Origin of the sequence: Peribacillus simplex (assembly GCF_900156045.1) — a bacterium.
Taxonomy (GTDB): domain Bacteria; phylum Bacillota; class Bacilli; order Bacillales; family DSM-1321; genus Peribacillus; species Peribacillus simplex_D.
Genome location: NZ_FTMX01000002.1, coordinates 216,859 through 235,305, shown reverse-complemented (window position 1 = coordinate 235,305; position 18,447 = coordinate 216,859). Strand labels below are relative to the sequence as shown.

General features: G+C 40.6%; 23 protein-coding genes. 18 read left to right on the top strand and 5 right to left on the bottom strand.

Annotated features, from left to right (window positions below; genetic code table 11):
* Positions 1 to 27 precede the first annotated feature (27 nt).
* The 6 genes from coxB to BW986_RS07645 all read left to right on the top strand — a co-directional run bounded on the left by coxB (position 28) and on the right by BW986_RS07645 (position 5,696).
* On the top strand, positions 28 to 1,110 hold the full coding sequence (coxB, locus tag BW986_RS07670; RefSeq protein ID WP_076366730.1) for a cytochrome c oxidase subunit II: 1,083 nt from the start codon (positions 28 to 30) through the stop codon (positions 1,108 to 1,110).
* Between the two features lie 24 nt (positions 1,111 to 1,134).
* Positions 1,135 to 3,006, top strand: a complete 1,872-nt coding sequence (ctaD, locus tag BW986_RS07665) for a cytochrome c oxidase subunit I (RefSeq protein ID WP_076366728.1) — start codon at positions 1,135 to 1,137, stop codon at positions 3,004 to 3,006.
* Positions 3,006 to 3,635 (top strand): cytochrome (ubi)quinol oxidase subunit III, encoded by a 630-nt coding sequence (locus tag BW986_RS07660; RefSeq protein ID WP_076366726.1) that lies wholly within the window; start codon positions 3,006 to 3,008, stop codon positions 3,633 to 3,635. The genes ctaD and BW986_RS07660 overlap by 1 nt, the downstream gene beginning before the upstream one ends.
* Before the next feature lie 3 nt (positions 3,636 to 3,638).
* Positions 3,639 to 3,974, top strand: coding sequence for a cytochrome c oxidase subunit IVB (ctaF, locus tag BW986_RS07655; protein WP_048684534.1), 336 nt, complete (start codon positions 3,639 to 3,641; stop codon positions 3,972 to 3,974).
* A 151-nt stretch (positions 3,975 to 4,125) separates the two neighbouring features.
* The gene (gene ctaG / locus BW986_RS07650) at positions 4,126 to 5,028 is read left to right on the top strand and encodes a cytochrome c oxidase assembly factor CtaG (protein WP_076366724.1); all 903 of its coding nucleotides are present in this window, start codon (positions 4,126 to 4,128) and stop codon (positions 5,026 to 5,028) included.
* A 206-nt stretch (positions 5,029 to 5,234) separates the two neighbouring features.
* Positions 5,235 to 5,696, top strand: a complete 462-nt coding sequence (locus BW986_RS07645; RefSeq protein ID WP_076366722.1) for a DUF420 domain-containing protein — start codon at positions 5,235 to 5,237, stop codon at positions 5,694 to 5,696.
* 110 nt (positions 5,697 to 5,806) lie between these two features.
* On the opposite strand, the gene BW986_RS07640 is transcribed toward BW986_RS07645, so the two are convergent.
* Positions 5,807 to 6,169: a YugN family protein gene (locus BW986_RS07640; RefSeq protein WP_076366720.1), complete on the bottom strand. Its 363-nt coding sequence runs from the start codon at positions 6,167 to 6,169 to the stop codon at positions 5,807 to 5,809.
* Positions 6,170 to 6,515: 346 nt separating this feature from the next.
* Between BW986_RS07640 and BW986_RS07635 the strand changes: the two genes are divergently transcribed.
* From BW986_RS07635 to BW986_RS07615, 5 genes are all read left to right on the top strand, one after another.
* The gene (locus BW986_RS07635) at positions 6,516 to 7,550 is read left to right on the top strand and encodes a CAP domain-containing protein (RefSeq protein WP_260320782.1); all 1,035 of its coding nucleotides are present in this window, start codon (positions 6,516 to 6,518) and stop codon (positions 7,548 to 7,550) included.
* Between the two features lie 342 nt (positions 7,551 to 7,892).
* On the top strand, positions 7,893 to 8,324 hold the full coding sequence (locus BW986_RS07630; RefSeq protein ID WP_076366716.1) for a YlbD family protein: 432 nt from the start codon (positions 7,893 to 7,895) through the stop codon (positions 8,322 to 8,324).
* 12 nt (positions 8,325 to 8,336) lie between these two features.
* Positions 8,337 to 8,579, top strand: coding sequence for a YlbE-like family protein (locus tag BW986_RS07625; protein ID WP_076366714.1), 243 nt, complete (start codon positions 8,337 to 8,339; stop codon positions 8,577 to 8,579).
* Between the two features lie 60 nt (positions 8,580 to 8,639).
* On the top strand, positions 8,640 to 9,065 hold the full coding sequence (locus tag BW986_RS07620; protein ID WP_076366712.1) for a hypothetical protein: 426 nt from the start codon (positions 8,640 to 8,642) through the stop codon (positions 9,063 to 9,065).
* A gap of 60 nt (positions 9,066 to 9,125) precedes the next feature.
* Positions 9,126 to 9,575 carry a YlbF/YmcA family competence regulator gene (locus BW986_RS07615; protein ID WP_076367907.1) on the top strand — a complete coding sequence of 150 codons (450 nt, stop codon included), beginning with the start codon at positions 9,126 to 9,128 and terminating at the stop codon, positions 9,573 to 9,575.
* A gap of 142 nt (positions 9,576 to 9,717) precedes the next feature.
* Here the strand turns inward: BW986_RS07615 and BW986_RS07610 are convergent, their stop codons facing one another.
* Positions 9,718 to 10,041: a hypothetical protein gene (locus BW986_RS07610; protein WP_076366710.1), complete on the bottom strand. Its 324-nt coding sequence runs from the start codon at positions 10,039 to 10,041 to the stop codon at positions 9,718 to 9,720.
* A gap of 136 nt (positions 10,042 to 10,177) precedes the next feature.
* Between BW986_RS07610 and BW986_RS07605 the strand changes: the two genes are divergently transcribed.
* Positions 10,178 to 10,453 (top strand): YlbG family protein, encoded by a 276-nt coding sequence (locus BW986_RS07605; protein ID WP_048684554.1) that lies wholly within the window; start codon positions 10,178 to 10,180, stop codon positions 10,451 to 10,453.
* Between the two features lie 54 nt (positions 10,454 to 10,507).
* Here the strand turns inward: BW986_RS07605 and BW986_RS07600 are convergent, their stop codons facing one another.
* Positions 10,508 to 10,897: a DUF7147 family protein gene (locus BW986_RS07600; RefSeq protein ID WP_076366708.1), complete on the bottom strand. Its 390-nt coding sequence runs from the start codon at positions 10,895 to 10,897 to the stop codon at positions 10,508 to 10,510.
* Between the two features lie 471 nt (positions 10,898 to 11,368).
* On the opposite strand from BW986_RS07600, the gene rsmD reads away from it, so the two are divergent.
* Both rsmD and coaD read left to right on the top strand, forming a co-directional pair.
* Entirely contained in the window at positions 11,369 to 11,944 is a 576-nt protein-coding gene (gene rsmD, locus BW986_RS07590; protein ID WP_034313946.1) for a 16S rRNA (guanine(966)-N(2))-methyltransferase RsmD, read from the top strand.
* Entirely contained in the window at positions 11,945 to 12,436 is a 492-nt protein-coding gene (gene coaD / locus BW986_RS07585) for a pantetheine-phosphate adenylyltransferase (RefSeq protein WP_076366704.1), read from the top strand.
* Between the two features lie 306 nt (positions 12,437 to 12,742).
* Here coaD and ylbJ read toward each other — a convergent pair whose 3' ends face one another.
* Positions 12,743 to 13,960, bottom strand: coding sequence for a sporulation integral membrane protein YlbJ (ylbJ, locus tag BW986_RS07580; RefSeq protein ID WP_076366702.1), 1,218 nt, complete (start codon positions 13,958 to 13,960; stop codon positions 12,743 to 12,745).
* A 308-nt stretch (positions 13,961 to 14,268) separates the two neighbouring features.
* Between ylbJ and BW986_RS07575 the strand changes: the two genes are divergently transcribed.
* Both BW986_RS07575 and BW986_RS07570 read left to right on the top strand, forming a co-directional pair.
* A complete protein-coding gene (locus BW986_RS07575) occupies positions 14,269 to 15,066 on the top strand; it encodes a patatin-like phospholipase family protein (RefSeq protein ID WP_076366700.1) in 798 nt (265 codons plus the stop codon).
* A complete protein-coding gene (locus tag BW986_RS07570; protein WP_076366698.1) occupies positions 15,056 to 16,081 on the top strand; it encodes a SepM family pheromone-processing serine protease in 1,026 nt (341 codons plus the stop codon). Before BW986_RS07575 ends, BW986_RS07570 begins: the two co-directional genes overlap by 11 nt.
* A 97-nt stretch (positions 16,082 to 16,178) precedes the next feature.
* On the opposite strand, the gene BW986_RS07565 is transcribed toward BW986_RS07570, so the two are convergent.
* The gene (locus BW986_RS07565) at positions 16,179 to 17,384 is read right to left on the bottom strand and encodes a nucleotidyltransferase (RefSeq protein WP_076366696.1); all 1,206 of its coding nucleotides are present in this window, start codon (positions 17,382 to 17,384) and stop codon (positions 16,179 to 16,181) included.
* 218 nt (positions 17,385 to 17,602) lie between these two features.
* Between BW986_RS07565 and BW986_RS07560 the strand changes: the two genes are divergently transcribed.
* Both BW986_RS07560 and rpmF read left to right on the top strand, forming a co-directional pair.
* The gene (locus tag BW986_RS07560; protein WP_076366694.1) at positions 17,603 to 18,124 is read left to right on the top strand and encodes a YceD family protein; all 522 of its coding nucleotides are present in this window, start codon (positions 17,603 to 17,605) and stop codon (positions 18,122 to 18,124) included.
* Positions 18,125 to 18,189: 65 nt separating this feature from the next.
* A complete protein-coding gene (rpmF, locus tag BW986_RS07555; protein WP_034313929.1) occupies positions 18,190 to 18,363 on the top strand; it encodes a 50S ribosomal protein L32 in 174 nt (57 codons plus the stop codon).
* Positions 18,364 to 18,447 lie beyond the last annotated feature (84 nt).

The window sequence follows — 18,447 nt, the reverse complement described above, 5'->3', positions numbered from 1 at the left end:
TTTGACGAAAGAGGGGTTTCTGAAGCTATGAAAAAAAGGCTGCACAAATGGCGCCTGATTGCTCTGCTGGGTATTGTAGGACTTGTCCTTTCGGGCTGCGGCGAACCATTTCTATCCGCGCTGAAGCCAGCTGGCGATGTTGCGCAATCTCAGTATGACTTACTGATATTGAGTACACTAATCATGGTACTGGTTATTATTGTTGTGATTATTTTGTTCGTTGTAGTTTTACTACGCTTCCGTCGAAAGAAAGGCGACGAAACAATACCAAAACAAATTGAAGGAAGTCATAAACTCGAAATTATCTGGACTGTTATTCCTATCCTTCTTTTAATTGTTCTGGCTGTTCCGACCGTCGTCACGACTTTCGACTTAGCCGACACAAAGGCAATGGATAAGAAAGATAAGGATGGAAAAACGAAGGATGCACTTGTCGTGAATGTTAGGGCAAACCTTTATTGGTGGGAGTTTGAATATCCAGACCTCGGCGTTGTAACAAGTCAGGATTTGGTAGTGCCAACAGATCAAAAAGTGTACTTCAATTTAACTGCTTCAGATGTTAAGCATTCATTCTGGGTACCTTCTGTCGGAGGAAAGATGGATACAAATACAGAAGGGGTCAATCAGTTTTTCTTAGAATTCGATAGTAAAAAGGCAGAAGATTCGAACAACTTGTTCTACGGAAAATGTGCTGAACTTTGCGGTCCTTCACATGCTTTGATGGATTTTAAGGTCGTACCGAAGTCTAAAAGCGATTTTGAAGCGTGGACTAAAGATATGAAAGCCGCGAAGGAACCTGTCGTTGAAGGTGATCTAGCCAAACAGGGTGAAGATGTCTTTAATCAAAGCTGTATAGGCTGCCATGCGGTTACACCAAATGACAGCAGGCCTGAGGCAGCTCGTCAGGCTCCGAATCTTGCTACATTCGGTGAGCGTCAAAAAGTAGCTGGCGTATTGGATCATACGGAAGAGAATGTAAAAAAATGGATCAAGGATCCAGAGAAGTATAAACCGGGCAACACGATGACCGGTACTTACGGCGAACTTTCAGATTCAGATATTAATGCACTGGCAGCTTATCTAATGGAGCTTAAAGTGGAAGACAAATAGAACATTAATTAAGGAGGTTAAATCGTGAGTACGTACGCTAATAAAAAAGGATTTGGCGCTACGGTTTGGGATTATCTGACGACGGTAGACCATAAGAAGATCGCCATTTTATATCTTATCTCTGGCGGGCTATTCTTTGTAATCGGCGGTTTGGAAGCGATGTTTATCCGTATCCAGCTGGCAATCCCAAACAATGATTTCGTAAGTGCCGGATTTTATAATGAAATTTTGACCATGCACGGTACGACTATGATATTTCTGGCGGCCATGCCGTTAGTGTTTGCTGTAATGAATGCGGTTGTACCATTACAGATAGGGGCACGTGATGTTGCGTTCCCATTTTTGAACTCGTTAGGTTTTTGGTTGTTTTTCTTTGGCGGAATCTTTCTGAATCTTTCATGGTTTTTAGGGGGGGCTCCAGATGCAGGCTGGACATCGTATGCATCACTTTCCCTTCACTCCGAAGGTCATGGCATTGATTTTTACGTCCTCGGATTACAAATATCAGGTTTTGGAACACTAATTGCAGGGATCAATTTCCTTGTAACCATTATTAATATGCGTACACCTGGTATGACATATATGCGTATGCCGCTGTTTACCTGGTCAACTTTCGTCGTTTCTGCATTGATATTATTCGCTTTTCCTCCGCTTACCGTGGGATTGGTGTTAATGATGTTCGATCGGATGTTTGGCGCGAATTTCTTTGATGTAGCGGCAGGGGGAAATACGATTATTTGGGAGCATTTGTTCTGGATATTCGGTCACCCGGAAGTTTATATCCTAATTCTTCCGGCGTTCGGTATTTTTTCCGAAATTTTCGCTACATTCTCCAGAAAAAGATTGTTTGGTTATTCATCGATGGTATTTGCAACCGTTTTAATCGGTTTCTTAGGTTTCATGGTTTGGGCGCATCATATGTTTACCACTGGCCTAGGTCCGATCGCAAATGCAATCTTTGCCGTGGCTACCATGGCTATCGCTGTACCGACAGGTATTAAGATATTCAACTGGATTTTTACGATGTGGGGAGGAAGCGTCAAGTTCACGGTTCCTATGCTTTATGCAGTTGCCTTTATCCCTACATTTACAATGGGTGGCGTGACAGGTATCATGCTCGCATCTGCACCTGCTGATTATCAATACCATGATAGTTATTTCGTTGTTGCTCATTTCCACTATGTAATCGTTGGTGGGGTCGTATTAGGTTTACTGGCTGGAATCAATTTCTATTGGCCGAAGATGTTTGGAACGATGTTAAGCGAAAAATTGGGGCAAATCACATTTTGGACTTTCTTGATTGGTTTCCATTTAACATTCTTCATTCAACATTTCTTAGGTTTGATGGGGATGCCTCGTCGCGTATTTACATTCTTGGACGATCAAGGTTTCAATACAGGTAATATGATTAGTACTGTTGGAGCCTTTTTGATGGCGTTTGGTGTCTTGGTTATGGTCATCAATATCATCATTACATCTGTGAAGAATGAAAAAGTCGGCAATGATCCTTGGGGAGATGGCCGCACGCTGGAATGGGCCATTCCATCACCACCGCCTTTTTATAATTTTAAACAACTGCCGCTAGTTCGGGGGTTAGATCCTTACTGGGTTGAAAAAATGGAAGGGAAAAAGGAAATGACTCCTGCAGAACCACTTGGGGATATCCATATGCCGAATTCATCCATTCTTCCTTTAACGATTGCTTCCGGTTTATTTATCGCCGCATTCGGTGCTTTATACCATATGGATGATAAGACATGGACCCTGCCTATTATGGTAGCAGGACTTTTGGTAACATTTGGTTCAATGTTTATCCGTTCCGTTAAAGACGATCATGGGTACCATATTCATAAAGAAGACCTTATGGACGATAAAGACAAGGGAGGTAAGGCATAATGCAGACAGATGAAAGATTCACGGATGCTACCTGGCCTGCTTCTCCCGAGAAAGCGACTTTAGAAGGTAAAAATAAGTATTTGGGATTCTGGTTGTTTCTTGGTGGAGAGACGGTATTATTCGCCTCATTATTTGCAACTTACCTAGCATTGAAGGATAAAGTTCCAAATGGTGATGCAGCCCTAGCTAAAGATTTATTCGAATTACCTCTTACTTTTGTGGCAACCATGCTGTTATTGACCAGTTCATTGACTAGTGTGTATGCGATGTACCATATGAAAAATAATCACTTTAAACAAATGCAGGCTTGGCTTGTGATTACGGTTGCACTCGGTTTAGGTTTTCTTGGACTCGAGATTTATGAATTTAATCACTATGTTCATGAATTCCATCATACATTTACGAGCAGTGCCTTCGGATCCGCGTTTTATACGTTAGTTGGTTTTCACGGAGGACACGTTGCATTCGGTTTGGTTTGGATCATTTGTCTTATGGTGCGTAATGCAGGAAGGGGCTTGAATTTGTATAACGCTCCTAAATTTTTTGTTGCGAGTCTTTATTGGCATTTCATTGACGTAGTCTGGGTGTTTATCTTTACTGTCGTATACTTAATGGGAATGGTGGGATAACTGATGGCGAATGAACAATCAAATTCAGCGAACCCGAATGTCGATTTAAAATATCGCCGTAAGAAAAATGCTGAAGAGATGAAACACCAAGTGATATCATTTACACTTATGATTTTCTTTACATTACTTGCTTTTGCTGCAGTAGGAATTGAGGGTTTTTCACATTGGTTCATTAAACCAGTCATTTTGCTGCTGGCAGTTGTACAAGTGATTTTCCAATTGTATTATTTCATGCATATGAAGCATAAAGGGCATGGCACCATTGCATTGTTCTTATTTTCCGGCCTTGCAGTCGGCTTGATAACTGTCCTTGTGTTCACAACGATTGTTTGGTTATAAACCATAAAGAAAATCGGCTATTGAATGATAGCCGGTTTTTCTTTATGTGGTGATTTTTCAGAAAAATAATCCAAGTTTATCTATATTTGTTACAATGTTTCATTTTAGGTATAATGAAAGTAAGAAAAAGTTTATGAACGAGGTGATTTTTTTGTCTATTGATATTTTCGGATTTCGCGCTTTGTGGAGTCCTTATTATTTTGCCGCCCTCGTACTTATAACCGTAGGATATTTTTGGCTGGTGACAAAAAAAAGGGGGAAGTTTCCGGGCAGTTCATCGCTTTCCGTTAAACAGGCAACTTATTTTTTGATAGCCATGTTCCTCCTTTATGTGGTAAAAGGATCCCCACTTGATTTATTGAGCCATATCATGTTCAGTGCACACATGTTTCAAATGGCACTGCTCTATCTCGTGATTCCGCCTTTATTTATCATTGCGATTCCAGATTGGTTTATGAGAACTTTCATAAACTCAAGGGGAGTAAAGACGTTATTTCAATTTTTTACAAGACCACTTGTCGCCCTTTTACTATTTAATGTTCTTTTCTCGCTGTACCATATCCCGTTAGTGTTCGATTATATCAAAACGGGGATGTGGATTCATGCCGGCTACACGATCCTTTTATTTACGACAGCTGTTTTGATGTGGTTCCCGCTTGTCAATCAGGTGCCCGAACGTGAAAGTCTATCAGGTGTGAAAAAAGTAGCTTATATATTCGGCAGTGGCATTCTAATGACCCCTGCCTGCGCTTTAATCATTTTTGCTAATGATCCGATGTATGATACATTCACTAATGCGGAATCTTGGGCCAGTGCCATGGAACTTTGCGTTCCGGCTTCAGCACTTTCCGGTTTAACGCTCAGTGGCCCAGAAATGTTCAATGGACTGCCATTGCTTGAGGACCAACAGCTTGGTGGGGTTTTGATGAAGGTGATTCAAGAAATCGTTTTAGGTTATGTATTGGGTGTCATTTTCTTTGCTTGGTTCAAAAAGGAGAATGGCGGCCAAAATGATATAGATCCGATACCTTCGGATTTTCAGACTGTAGAATAAATGTACGATAAAAGACTTGTCTTGGGCGGACAAGTCTTTTATCCGCCTTTACCTGATTTTCGATTTAAACCAAATAGCCAGTGATTTGACTTGCCTATTCTATAAAAGTGAGCATTCTGTTAATAATCCTTGATTTTATTGAATTTTATGAGTGCCTCTTATAAAATGGTAGTTGATTAATAAATATAGAGAGGACTACAATTCATATGTCTTTACCAATCCTTCCAACGATAAGTACAGCCTTCATTGTATTAAGTGCCATCACTGTTGCAATAGGCTGGTATCAAATTAAACAACGCAAAATCGAGACCCATAAAAAAACCATGATGGCAGCTGCGGTTTTTGCGGTAATCTTTTTCGCTATATATCTTTCCAGGACGGTCTTCATTGGTAGTACGTCATTTGGCGGACCCGCTGACATTAAAATTTATTATACGATTTTTTTGATTTTCCATATAACGCTTGCAACAACTGGAGCTGTTTTGGGGATTGTCATGCTTACCACTGGGTTTAAAGGTAAATTTGCCATTCATAAAAAAATTGGGCCTGCGACAAGCATTATTTGGTTTTTCACTGGGATTACTGGAGTAGCTGTTTACATCCTGCTTTATGTCATTTATCATGGCGGCGAAACAACATCTTTAATAAAGGCGATTCTAGGATTTTAAAATAACGAAAAAGCCTGGTGCAAAAAAGCATCAGGCTTTTGTAATGGATATAAAAAAGAGAGCATCACACATGATCCTCTCTCTTTGTGCTTACTTTTCACTAACGGTTTTTACAGACCGTTGAATTGTGTAAGTTCTTCTTTGATTTGAGCGAGGATTTTTTCACTTTGTTTAACTAGTGATGCAGGGAAATCCTCTCCTTCACCATATTCAACTCCGTGCGGATAATAGTGTTTTCCTAATAGAGGAACCATTAGTTTGATGACGGCCCTGTGAGCGCCTACATCCCCCTCTGTAGCATAGCCAAGTATTCTCAGGTAAAACGTGCCTTCTTTTAAGTCGAACTTACGATCGTAACTGACTCTTTCGTAATCCCATTGTTCTGCACGTATTAAACCATATTGCGGCATTAGGTCATCTAATCGGTTTAAGTCGGCTGTAATGTTTTCGATTCCAAAGCTTTCAAATTTCACGAGTAGTACCTCCTATGTTTACTATTGAGAATTAAAATGACATACCGGGAAAATATTATGTACATGAATATATTAAAAATCTCCAAGTATGTTTATAATATACCATTTTATCCTATATTTTATAATAGTACGAAATGGTGGAAGTTGCAATGAACTCAACCATGGTATTTTAATCATTCGCAAAAGTTCCATTTTTTAAATAAAATTTATTGAAGGGACAGTCTATCGTAAATTAGAAAATTATGATTGAACAGTGATATAATCAGGAAAGAAAGGTTTTTGCATTGGATACATAAATTAGATAGAGAGAGGGAGTGTTCCTCTGCGCGGTTTAGGTAAGGTGTTGGTGTTAATTATTATTTTTTTCGTAATCGGTATTTATCTTAATATCGGCGATGAAGATGAAGGAAACCCTCTTATTGATGGTAACAAAGGTGTTAACCCCAATGAACATATAAATGAAAAAAGCACTTCCTCTGAAAAGGAAGGGGTTACTGAATTGACAGAAGGTCTGGCGGTAACAATCGGGAAAAATGCAAAAGAGATAGAAAAGGAATATGGTAAGCCAGATCGAATTGATATGTCCGCCTATGGATATGAATGGTGGGTTTATAAAAAGGACTATGATAATTATTTCCAATTAGCCGTTGAAAATGAAAAAGTGGTATCTGCTTATGGAATCGGTGATGATGTCAATGTCGCTCCTTTTAAAATTGGACAATCGATTGATGCCATCTATTCCAGCTTATATGTGGAACCCACTGTTGATATTGAAGTTGGTCACAGTTCCTATCGTTTTGAATTGTCGGAGGAAGATATGAACATGAGGCCGTTGATTGATTTAGGGAATATTAATGTTCAGCTATATTTGGATAAATTCACCGGGACTGTTTCAAGCATCCGATTTTTGAATGATTCCGCTTTATTGAAACAACAGCCGTATGAGCTGACCTATCATGGTGAACTTGTGACAGTTAAGGACCTTTCTGATGAAGACTTGGCGAAAGTGGACGAGGGCAATGAGCAGCAAATATTCGATATTACGAATATAATGCGCAGCAGGTTTGATTTGAAGCCTTTAGAATGGGATGCGCCAACTGCAGAGGTTGCTTACCTTCATAGCCGGGAAATGACGGATGCACCTGAAGGAACCCATGTTTCTGAAACAAAGGGTGATTTGGAAAAGCGTCTCGATGCAGGCCATGTAAAATACAGGGCGGCAGGTGAAAATATAGCGGCTAATTATGTTGACGCAGCTGCAGTCATGGAAGGTTGGCTAAATAGCAAAGGGCATCGGGATGCGATGCTGAATGAGGAATTTACAGGTCTGGGCGTCGGGGTATATAAAAAGTACTACACCCAGAATTTCATAAAGAGATAAAAGAACGGATCCGATTTGGGTCCGTTTTCTTGTTCTGGATTATATTTTGAAAATGAAAAAGGCCCCTATCGATATACCGCAAGTTCCCCATCATCACGTTGACCTTTCCCTCGATGATTTTATCATATGACTATGTATTAATTTGCACGGAATCGAGCGCGCCAATGCAGGGTTTTACATAACTAACTTGGATATCCGCAGTCACGGCAGCATACACTTTTGGAACTATAAGGGCCCTCATCCCCAAATCATCCATTTGCATTTTAAAAGGAATGTTATGCACTTTTTATTTACCTTTAGCATATGGTGCAATAGGCGATGTCTAAGTGTGAGGTGAGAGTAATGGCAAAAAGAAAGCGGCCCTCCGTGGATAAATTTCGGGAGTTTGTAAAGGAACATCCTCATATAGTGAATGAAGTGAGAAGCAAACAAGCAACATGGCAGGAACTTTTTGAAGAGTGGTATTTACTCGGAGAAGATCATCCACGCTGGCAGGCTGACGGCAGTGTGGGCGAGTCCAAAGTGAATACAGGATCCCCATCACAGCCGGTTGAAAAGGGAGACCAAAGCACTGAGTTGATCGGTTCGTTAATGAGTGCAGTTAAAAATATGGATATGGGGCAGATTCAACAATATATTACGAATGCCAATCAGGCCATCGGTGCAATCCAAGGAGTGCTATCTGCTTTCCAAGGGAATAAATCAAGTGATACCAGTCCTCCCCCAAAAGAAAAAGAGCAGAGAGCTAACCCTTTTTTATTCACCAAAGATTAAGGAGGGTTTTTCATGCGTCAGAATATATATGAATTCATTCAAACAAACGAAGATATGCGTAATTACTTGAGGATTCAACCTGCATGGTACAAAAGGTTAATGCGCAATCCCCATGAAGTGGATGTGTTTGAAACCGAAGCGAAATATTACTTTGAAAAATCGATTCCACATCGGGTCTCTAAATTTTCGGAGAGCGTTCAGGTTGCCTCAATGATGCTTCATATGTTTCAAGCGATGAATGCTTCAGGTGAATGAAGAAAATAAGAGTAAATTACTCCTTTTGGCGAACAATAAAGGCAAAAGGGGGACGATGGAATGAGAAAGTTGATTTTGGCTCTCACAGTGTTGATGGCAGCGTCGGGTTGTGGAAAGAAAATACCGGAACCTGAAAATTCAGGAGTAGCTTTGCAAGGTGTTTCTACACTTAAAGCTGCCACCACTGTATCGGGCATCCGAAACTCAGATGAGGACTTTCGGGTAAAAACTTTTGTAAAAGGCAACTCCGTCTATGTCGAGTGCTACTTGAAAAACTATGGTTTTTCAGAATCAAATCCTGAACAATTGGCAACTGTGTCCGTATTTATTGATAATCAAAAGAAAGTCGATATGAAAACGGCAGCATTTATCTTAAAGGATGTCCCAAATGGCATGCATAAAATTAAGCTGGAAGTCTTGAATGGTTCAGGTGAAAAAACAGGGTTGCAAAAAGAGATTGAGGTACATATCACTTCCTCGATTTAATCAAACCATTAGCATCTATAAGGGAGAAATGGTAAAATGGTTGTGGAGGTGAGCTTGTTAATGCTTGCTACTATGGAAATCATCGACATTTTACAACAGGCTGATGGATTAGCTGAAATGATCCTTCATTCTGAAATAGGGGAAGAATACCTCCTTAGTTTATATAAATTACAAGGCGACAAAGAGGCACAGCAAAAAATTTCCAAGTTTACTTCGCTAAAGGATCTATTTGAAGATGTTCAAAGGTTCGGTAAATATCATCCGGATTATAAGCGCATCAATTTAGAAACCAGGCAAGCTAAACGAGACATGGATATGCATCCTGCCGTAGCAAGGTTTAAGCGGGCTGAGACCGAATTGCAATCCGTTCTTGATGAAATAAGCGGAAAAATTGGCCTAGCCGTTTCTGAACAGGTCAAAACCCCAGCGGGGAATCCATTTTTTGTTTCATCAGGTGGATGTTCAACAGGAAGCTGCGGAACCGGGGGAAGTTGTGGATGCTCTGCTTAAGGTAATGGCAAGAATCGTCATTCAGGCCGGTATATAAGAACATGCAGCCATCGAAATTCGACGTTGTTACGGAGTTCGGTGGCTGTGTCATGTAAGGAACCTTCGTCTGGACAGCGGGTCAACCGGATACGTTACAAAGCGATTAACTGCGATATAAGATACAATCCGGACAAAGGTTGCCACAGCAAAACATCTTTTGCTGTGGTACATAAAAACGATGCCGGAAAACATATAAATGTTCTTCCTGCCGTACGAAAATGGTTTCACAATGAAGCTGCTTGCCACGCATTGAAAGGCTTGCGGCTTTTTTTATTAATAAAGAAAGCTTACTATTACCATTTTGTGCCGGATGATAATGGATATATATAAATGGTATACCTGTGAACTTTTTTATCGAAGCTTGGGTAATTTCATCATTATCTAATAGATGATCAATAAATTGATGCCAAATTTGGTTTAAATCCATCGTTGTTTGGCTCCCTTCACAGTATATATATTCACAATAGTGAGAGAATTTTGTTTATAATCTTTTTTCTTGGTTGAAAGTAAAGATTCTGCTATGCTACACTTAGTTAAAACCTTTATAAAAGGGAGTTATTGATATGCTTGGAGCGAGACAGGGAATCATCGTCTATTTACATACATTAAAACAAGCCAAAATGCTTAGGAAATTTGGAAATATCCATTATGTTTCAAAAAAGCTGAAATATGTAGTGCTTTATACGAATATGGATGAAGTGGAACCACTAGTGGAAAAGCTGAATAATTATTCGTTCGTTAAAAAAGTGGACCTTTCTTACAAGCCTTTTTTGAAGGTAGAGTTCGAAAACTCCAAACCGGATAAAGCGAAAGAATATGATTATAAAATGGGGATTTGAAAAAAGCTGACTCATGCGGAGTCAGCCTTTTTCAATTTCTGGCATCGGCATCTTTCAACCTAATGGGGGCAGATATCTATTCATTCGCAAAATGCCGATTAAGTGTTGGTAGTACAACTCGACTTCTGCAAATAGCACCGAAGGTTTCACGTCGATTTCAATAATTGGTCTATCCAGTTCCTCCGCCAAGTTCTCAAAAAGCTCATAGCGTTTGTTTTTGGTGGCATGAGGGTTCGGTATGCCTTCACGGCAAATGTAAAGTGGCTGGAATTTCCCAGGATCCGTGGGCTGCATGACGATAACCAATGAAGTTACCTTTTTATCATCAATGGTAGTATGCATGGCCAAAAGCCTCGCAACTCGATGTTTCTGATTGCGGCCCACTTCCAGCAACTCATATATATCGGAATATCCTTGTCCAATTTCAATAAAACGTTGAATCAATTAAACCTCTCCTAACTAACTTATTATTCATTACTTTATCATTATCCCTCATAAAAGAGAAGGACAAGTTCATTGACGAATCATGACAAAGAAAATTAGATATCAGAGGTTTATCAAAAAAAAAAGCCCTGCAAAAATATGCAGGGTCCTTCTATGTCTAACTAAGGACCAGAAGGCAAAGGGAGAGGAGAAACCGGAGGAAGAACTTATGGGGAAACGTAAGCCTTCTCCGCGGTTGGCAACAACACCTAAAAAGGAATGTTGTTATTCACATTATTGCCAAAACCCACTTTATTATTCAAAATGTAAAAGATTTATAAAAAGAATGGTTATCTTCCTTTCATGGTTCGAAATGATAAGTCGATTTTCATCTTGGAAGTGAAGCCAAATCGCTTTAAATATTGGCTAGCTTTTTCTAATATGTTAGGATAGGAAAGTAACAGAAATTTGTCATAAAATGTGGTGAGGATAATGAGGGTCGTTTCCGGAATTTGCAAAGGAAGACCACTTAAGGCTGTACCGGGTACAGGAACCCGGCCGACTACTGATAAAGTCAAGGAATCCATTTTCAACATGATTGGTCCTTATTTCGAAGGAGGGCTGGTCCTCGACTTGTTTGCAGGTAGCGGTGGACTGGGAATTGAAGCGTTAAGCAGAGGCATGGATAAAGCCATATTTGTCGACCGGGATTTTAAAGCAAATCAAACGGTTAAGGCCAATTTGGAACTATGCAAGTTTTCAGACCGTGCAGAAGTTTATAAAAATGATTCAGAGCGTGCACTGAAGGCTTTGGTGAAAAGGGAAATGACTTTTGAATTGATTTTTCTTGATCCACCTTATAAGAAACAAAAGCTTGTCGAAATTCTTGAAGAAATACATAAATACCGCTTGCTGAACGATATGGGATACATTGTTTGTGAGCATGGCCATGATGTTACATTGCCAGAAAAAGTTGGTGACTTTACCGTTAAGAGAAAAGAAGTTTATGGCGTCATTGCCGTTACGATTTATCAATGGGGAAACGTACACGAACAGGGGGAACTATGAATGTCCAAAATAGCGATTTGTCCGGGGAGTTTTGATCCAATAACATTTGGTCATCTTGATATCATTCAAAGGGGAGCGAATGTTTTTGATGAGGTATATGTGGTCATCGTGAACAATTCAGCGAAAAATTCACTTTTTACTGTGGAGGAGAGACTGGAATTGATTACTGAAGCGACTGCCCATATGCCCAATGTTAAAGTGGATTTCTATCAAGGATTGACGGTCGACTATGCTGAAAGCGTTTCCGCGAATGCCATCATCAGGGGATTGAGGGCCACTTCCGACTTTGAATATGAAATGCAGGGAACTTCGATGAACCGATTCCTAAACAATAAAATAGAGTCATTCTTTATCATGACGAAAAATCAATATTCTTTCTTGAGTTCAAGTATCGTGAAAGAGGTTGCGAAGTATGGCGGGGATATCTCCGAACTAGTGCCAACCGTCGTCGAGAAAGCTCTGGCCAAAAAATACGAGGAACTGAAAGGATAGAAAAAAGAGATAGCAAACGCGCAACGCTCTGAGTTTGTAGACAAAAGGAATTCCATCTGCAATTTTAAATAAAGTTGATTGGAACAAGGGTACGAGACTCCTGCTTAGAAAATGGCGTCCATGGGAGACCCCACAGGCGCCAAGAGCGCCGAGGAGGCTTCCGGATCGCCCGTGGAAGGCGAGTGCCTGGAGTGGAAATCTACTTTCATATTACACTTCCTCAAAAAAAATGTAGCCAATCATTAATAGTATCGAGTTTGTCTACAGTCTGAGAGCATTGCAAACGCGCAATGCTCTTTTTTCGGTTTACGAAAGGCCTTTGAATAGCCTTTTGGTGAATATGATGATGTATAGGATCAAAAATACGAGTGTTAGAATGGGGCCGAAATCAAGCATGTTCTGATATAGGGAATTCGCATGTTCACCGGAACCGCTGACTGGGAATGCATTTATCGGGCTGCCGCTGTACATATTGCCTTTATATAATGGTTCCCAAAGTAAGATGGTAATAATGGATGCCAGTAGGCCATGTGCTATCCTTGCCAGAAAAAAGGGAGTGAAACGAATGTCTGTTGCGGCAATGATGCTGGCAACTTGCGCTTGAATGCTGAAACCGTTGAAAGCTAAGATGAAACTTGTCATCACAGTTTGCTGGAAAAGTGTCGCATCTTCGACAGTACTGGTTAATTTTGAACCAAGAGTCATTTCAAACATGCCTGATATGAAGGGGAGGCTTAAGGCATCGGGGAATTTGAAAATATGTAATATCCCTCCTACCCCCGATGCCAGCAATCCGGTAATGTTCATATGAAATAAAAGCTTGTTCACCACCGAAAAGAGAATGATGAACCCCCCGATCATTAATAGGGTTTGAATGGATGAGAGTACCGCATCTCCAAGTAAACTGCCGAATGGTCTTGTTTCTTTTATTCTGGTTCGATGCATTTGGCTAAAGGCTTGTCTAATGGAGGGGAGCTTGGCCATTACATTTGTATGTGATTTTTCTTCTTTCCAACGGTAAAAACGCATGATGATGCCTACACAAAAATTTCCTAGGTAGTGGGAAAGTGCAAGGATGATACCTAAATGAGGATTGTGGAAAAACCCAACGGCAACGGCAACGAACAGGAACAATGGATTGGATGAATTAGTAAAACAAACGAGTCTTTCAGCTTCAATGCGGGTCAATTGTTCTTCCTGACGAAGCCTTACAGTGAATTTCGCTCCAGCTGGAAAACCTGATGCAAGTCCCATCGCCCAAACGAAACCGCCCACTCCGGGTACACGGAATAAGGGACGCATAAATGGTTCGAGCATGACGCCAATGAACCTGACAACACCAAAACTGATTAATAACTCCGAGAGAATCAGGAAAGGTAGAAGCGAAGGGAAAACAATTGTCCACCAAATATTCAGTCCGCCTTTGGAAGCTTCAAAGGATTCTTGGGGGAAGATGATCAAGCCAACTGCCATCATCGTGACGGAGGTAGCTAACAGTACTGTTTTAGATTTTGATTTTAGCAAAATTCAGCCTCCTCTTGAAGGTTTCTAAATAAGGGCAGTTCGTTTCGTATATAATAAAATATGAACTTCCTTTTCTCGAAAAGTAAGCGCATGATGGAATTTGGATTGTACCGACATGTATAAATGAGGATGATCCGCTCAATGGAATTTTCAATGAAGTCCTCACTTTATTGGCTACATAGGTTATATCCGCCATGCTTGTTTCACTGTCAATATAAATAATATGCTTCTATAAATCCGTTTAAGACCATAACTTTGAATGAGTGTTATTTCAATATTTTGAACTAGTTACAGCGGGAGGGATATCTTTGTCGAAACCAAAGGTCGGGCTTGCACTTGGGTCAGGAGGAGCTAGGGGGTTTGCACATATTGGCGTGATAAAGGTATTACAGCAAGAAGGCATTCCGATAGATATGATTGCAGGAAGCAGCATGGGGGCTATGGTTGCTGCCTTTTATGGAGCGGGTTCGGATATCGAGAGGCTGTATAAGTTGTCCCGTGCATTTAAGCGAAAGTATTATTTAGACTTCACCATACCTAAAATGGGCTTCATTTCGGGTAAACGGACAAAGGATTTAATCAGGGTATTTACATATGGCAAGAAATTTGAAGAACTTGATATTCCTGTGGCGGTGGTCGCCACTGATATAAAAACGGGGGAAAAAGTCATTTTTCAGGAAGGTCCCATAGCACCAGCTGTAAGGGCAAGCATCTCCATTCCCGGCATTTTCACTCCCGAAAAAATCGGAAACAGACTGCTTGTTGATGGAGGCGTTGTTGACAGGGTTCCTGTTTCAGTCGTGAAGGATATGGGAGCAGACATCATAATTGGTGTGGATGTAGCCCACGTGAAACAGGATATGGAGATAAACTCCATCTATGACGTCATCATGCAAAGCCTCGATATCCTGCAAATGGAGCTGGTTAAGAGCAGGGAGTTTGCTTCAGACGTCATGATACGCCCCAGGGTGGAGAAATACAGCTCGAAATCATTTACAAACGTACAGGAAATAATTAGTATTGGAGAAGAAGCTGCAAGAGGAAAGATAGATCAAATTAAGCAGAGTATTGTTACTTGGAAGGAGTCCTTTGAAGATGAGCCGTAAAATGTATGTACGCACTTTCCTGGTGGTGGCTATACTTCTCATAGCATCAGCCCTTTATTCCCTACCTTTTTATGTATCAAAACCAGGAATGGCTAAAGAATTGGAGCCGATCATTGAGGTATCCGGAGGAGATGAAGCAAAAGGAAGCTTTATGTTAACCACTGTAAGGATGGGCCGGGCGAATGTATATTCCTACATGCTGGCGAAGTGGAGCAAATATCAGGAACTCTATCCGGAAACCTCCATTCGAAGCGAAGATGAAACAGATGAAGAATATAATATCAGGCAGCTGCACCTAATGGATGGTTCTAAAAATAATGCCATTCAGATCGCATATGAAAAAGCAGGAAAAGAAGTCGAATACGAGTACCTGGGTGTATATGTTTTGGACGTGCTAAAAGGAATGCCGGCAGCTAAAGAGCTGAAAGCGGGCGATCAAATCATCCAGGTCGATGATGTTAAATTCAAATCTGCACAGGAGTTCATGAACTATATTAACGGAAAGAAGGCTGGTGATGAAGTTAAAATAGTGTATAAGCGGGAAGAGACGGAGAAAACGGCCATTCTTTCTTTGCAGCCTTTTAAAAATGACCCAAATAGGGTAGGAATAGGCATTTCGCTGGATGATAATCGAAAAGTGACCACAAAACCGGCGATTTCCATAGATTCAGAACAAATAGGCGGTCCTTCGGCTGGTTTAATGTTTTCATTGGAAATTTATAATCAATTAACAAAGGGCGATCTAACAAATGGATATGACATAGCGGGTACAGGAACGATGTCCGACGATGGGACAGTCGGTCCAATTGGAGGAATTCAACAGAAAATAGTTGCAGCCGATAAGTCTGGAGCCGAAATATTCTTTGCCCCTAATGAAAACGGAGCAGCAGGTTCGAATTATGAAGATGCACTTATTGCAGCAAAGGATATCGACACGGACATGAAGATCGTGCCGGTGGACAACTTTGATGATGCAATAGACTATTTAACGAAGCTAAAAGGAAAGGAAAAATGAAAAAAAGCGCAGGCAGTCATCTACTGTTTGCGCTTTTTTTTGATTATTGATTTTTAATCTTATCTTAAGGATGGTTGGGCCAAGCTTGAACCATTCTTCATTTGAAAATGATGGGAGATTCATATTCCCGTTTCATCAATGCAGCTTGATATGGTTCGGACAAACCCAATGCATATACCTGTGCCGCTCGCAAGTCCGTATCGATGTCCTGTTTGTGATAGGACGAAAGTTTAGAGATGAGCGGGAGCGGTAAGCCTTTTTTTACAGTGCGAAGATATTCTTGTCCCCGGCCATTCATGCCAAGAAGTCTAATATAGGCTGGTTGGTCATTGTGAATCACCTGTTCCTTTAATGTATGAGTCATTATATGGACACACATCCGTTGTAGTCGTGTCCATGTGTAGCGTTTTGTCTTCAGGGCTGCCATGAAGACAGAAAAGCTCGAAGATTGTTTGGCCATCTCCTTTATCCGGTGTTCAATACCTTCCTCAATTTCGTATATTCCTGCCAATTCGGTTAAAGAGGAAGAAAGGATTCGGTATTTCAACATGGGCCAATACATTTCCCAGTCATGCAAGGCATGGTAGTGCGTTAAATATTTCTCAAGACCATTCATCGTCGGTTGAGGAATATAATTGGAAACAGCATTTAACTCCTTGTGTTCATGGATGGCTTTACGTATCCCCGTTGCACTGGCAATAGGGTCTTTGGACAACTTTGTTTCATGGTATCCGGCAGCGACCCTTTGAATCGTATAAGGGCGAATGGAGTAGCCGTTTGAAAGTGCAGCACTTACGTATTCCTTTCCAAGAATATTATTTGGCTTTGTCAAATCCAATCCGGCATCACCATTGATGATAGATCGATAAGCCTGGGCAGCACTGGCCGGATAACTATTACCGTCATCCATGGCCGATTTGATTGCGGCATCGAATGCAGCGGAATTATCCGAAAGAATTCTGTGGGCGGTGATGAATGGTTCAATTCTGCCATCCTCGCTTCCAAAACAAAAGGAGTCACAGCCAAGGGATTCCAAAAGGGAAATAGATCCTTTGGCAAATATTTCCGCCTTCTGTGTCGCGAAAGCGTAAGGCAGCTCAATGACAAGATCTATGCCGCCGTTCAAGGCCATTTCGGCACGTGTCCACTTGCTGACGATAGCGGGCTCGCCACGCTGTAAGAAGGGTCCGCTCATAACAGCGACCACAACATCCGCACCTGTTTTTTCTCTACTTTCTCTTGCATGTAAAACATGTCCATTGTGAAAAGGGTTATATTCGACTACTAAACCGCAAGCTTTCATTCGTTCACCTCAGAGAAAAACTTTGTATTTTATCAACTTAGTGCTAAAATAGTATTTCAAGTAAAATTACTATAAGTAATCGTCCGGATTCTTTGTTTGAAATGATTCTTAAACTTAGACAATCAGTTAGGATGACTACATTATAGTGTAAAGAAAAAATATTGACAAACTTATAATTGAAAGCTATAATTATTTTTGTTGCCTTGAGGTGATTTCAATTGAAATGGACGATTAGTCAACTTCAAAAAATTCGGGACAAAGATTTACGGTTTGATGAACTGGTGGATGTCTTGGACATTAGAGAAAGAGACCCGCAAATTCGCGATGTTTCTCCGATCAGAGTAGCAGGAAGGGCTGATATCAGCTCGACCGAGATTACTTTTCACTTGCATCTTTCAGGTGAATTAACATTACCTTGCTCCCGTACACTGGTAGACGTTAAATATCCGATTGATATTGATACAAAGGAAACCTTTCTTTTAAAAGCAGATGGCACTGATTTCTACGGAGATGATGTCACTGTTGTGGAAGGTGAAGTTGTAGACCTAATACCGGTAATTAAAGAAAATTTATTGCTAGAAATTCCGATGCAGGTTTTTTGTGAGGATGTCGATTCGAACGAAGCTGCTCCTCAATCCGGGAAAGACTGGGCCGTTATTTCTGAAGAGGAAAATGAGCATAAGGTTGATCCGAGATTTGCAAAGCTTGCCGACTTTTTTGACAACAATAAAGAATCTTGATTGGAACGAAAAATCGTTAATCCGATTTTTCCAGCTTTTTTATATTTTTTAAGGAGGTGGGAATAATGGCTGTACCTTTTAGAAGAACGTCGAAAACTGTAAAAAGAAAACGTCGTACGCACTTCAAGCTTCAAGTACCTGGTATGGTAGAATGCCCGAGCTGTGGTGGAATGACTCTTTCACATCACGTTTGTAAAGAATGTGGAACATATAAAGGAAAAGAAGTTGTCGCAAAATAATTTCTTGACCTACTTGAAAGCTTTGCTTTCTTGATGCAACACGCTAATCAAAGCGCAGGGATTTTTCTCTGTGCTTTTTTTACA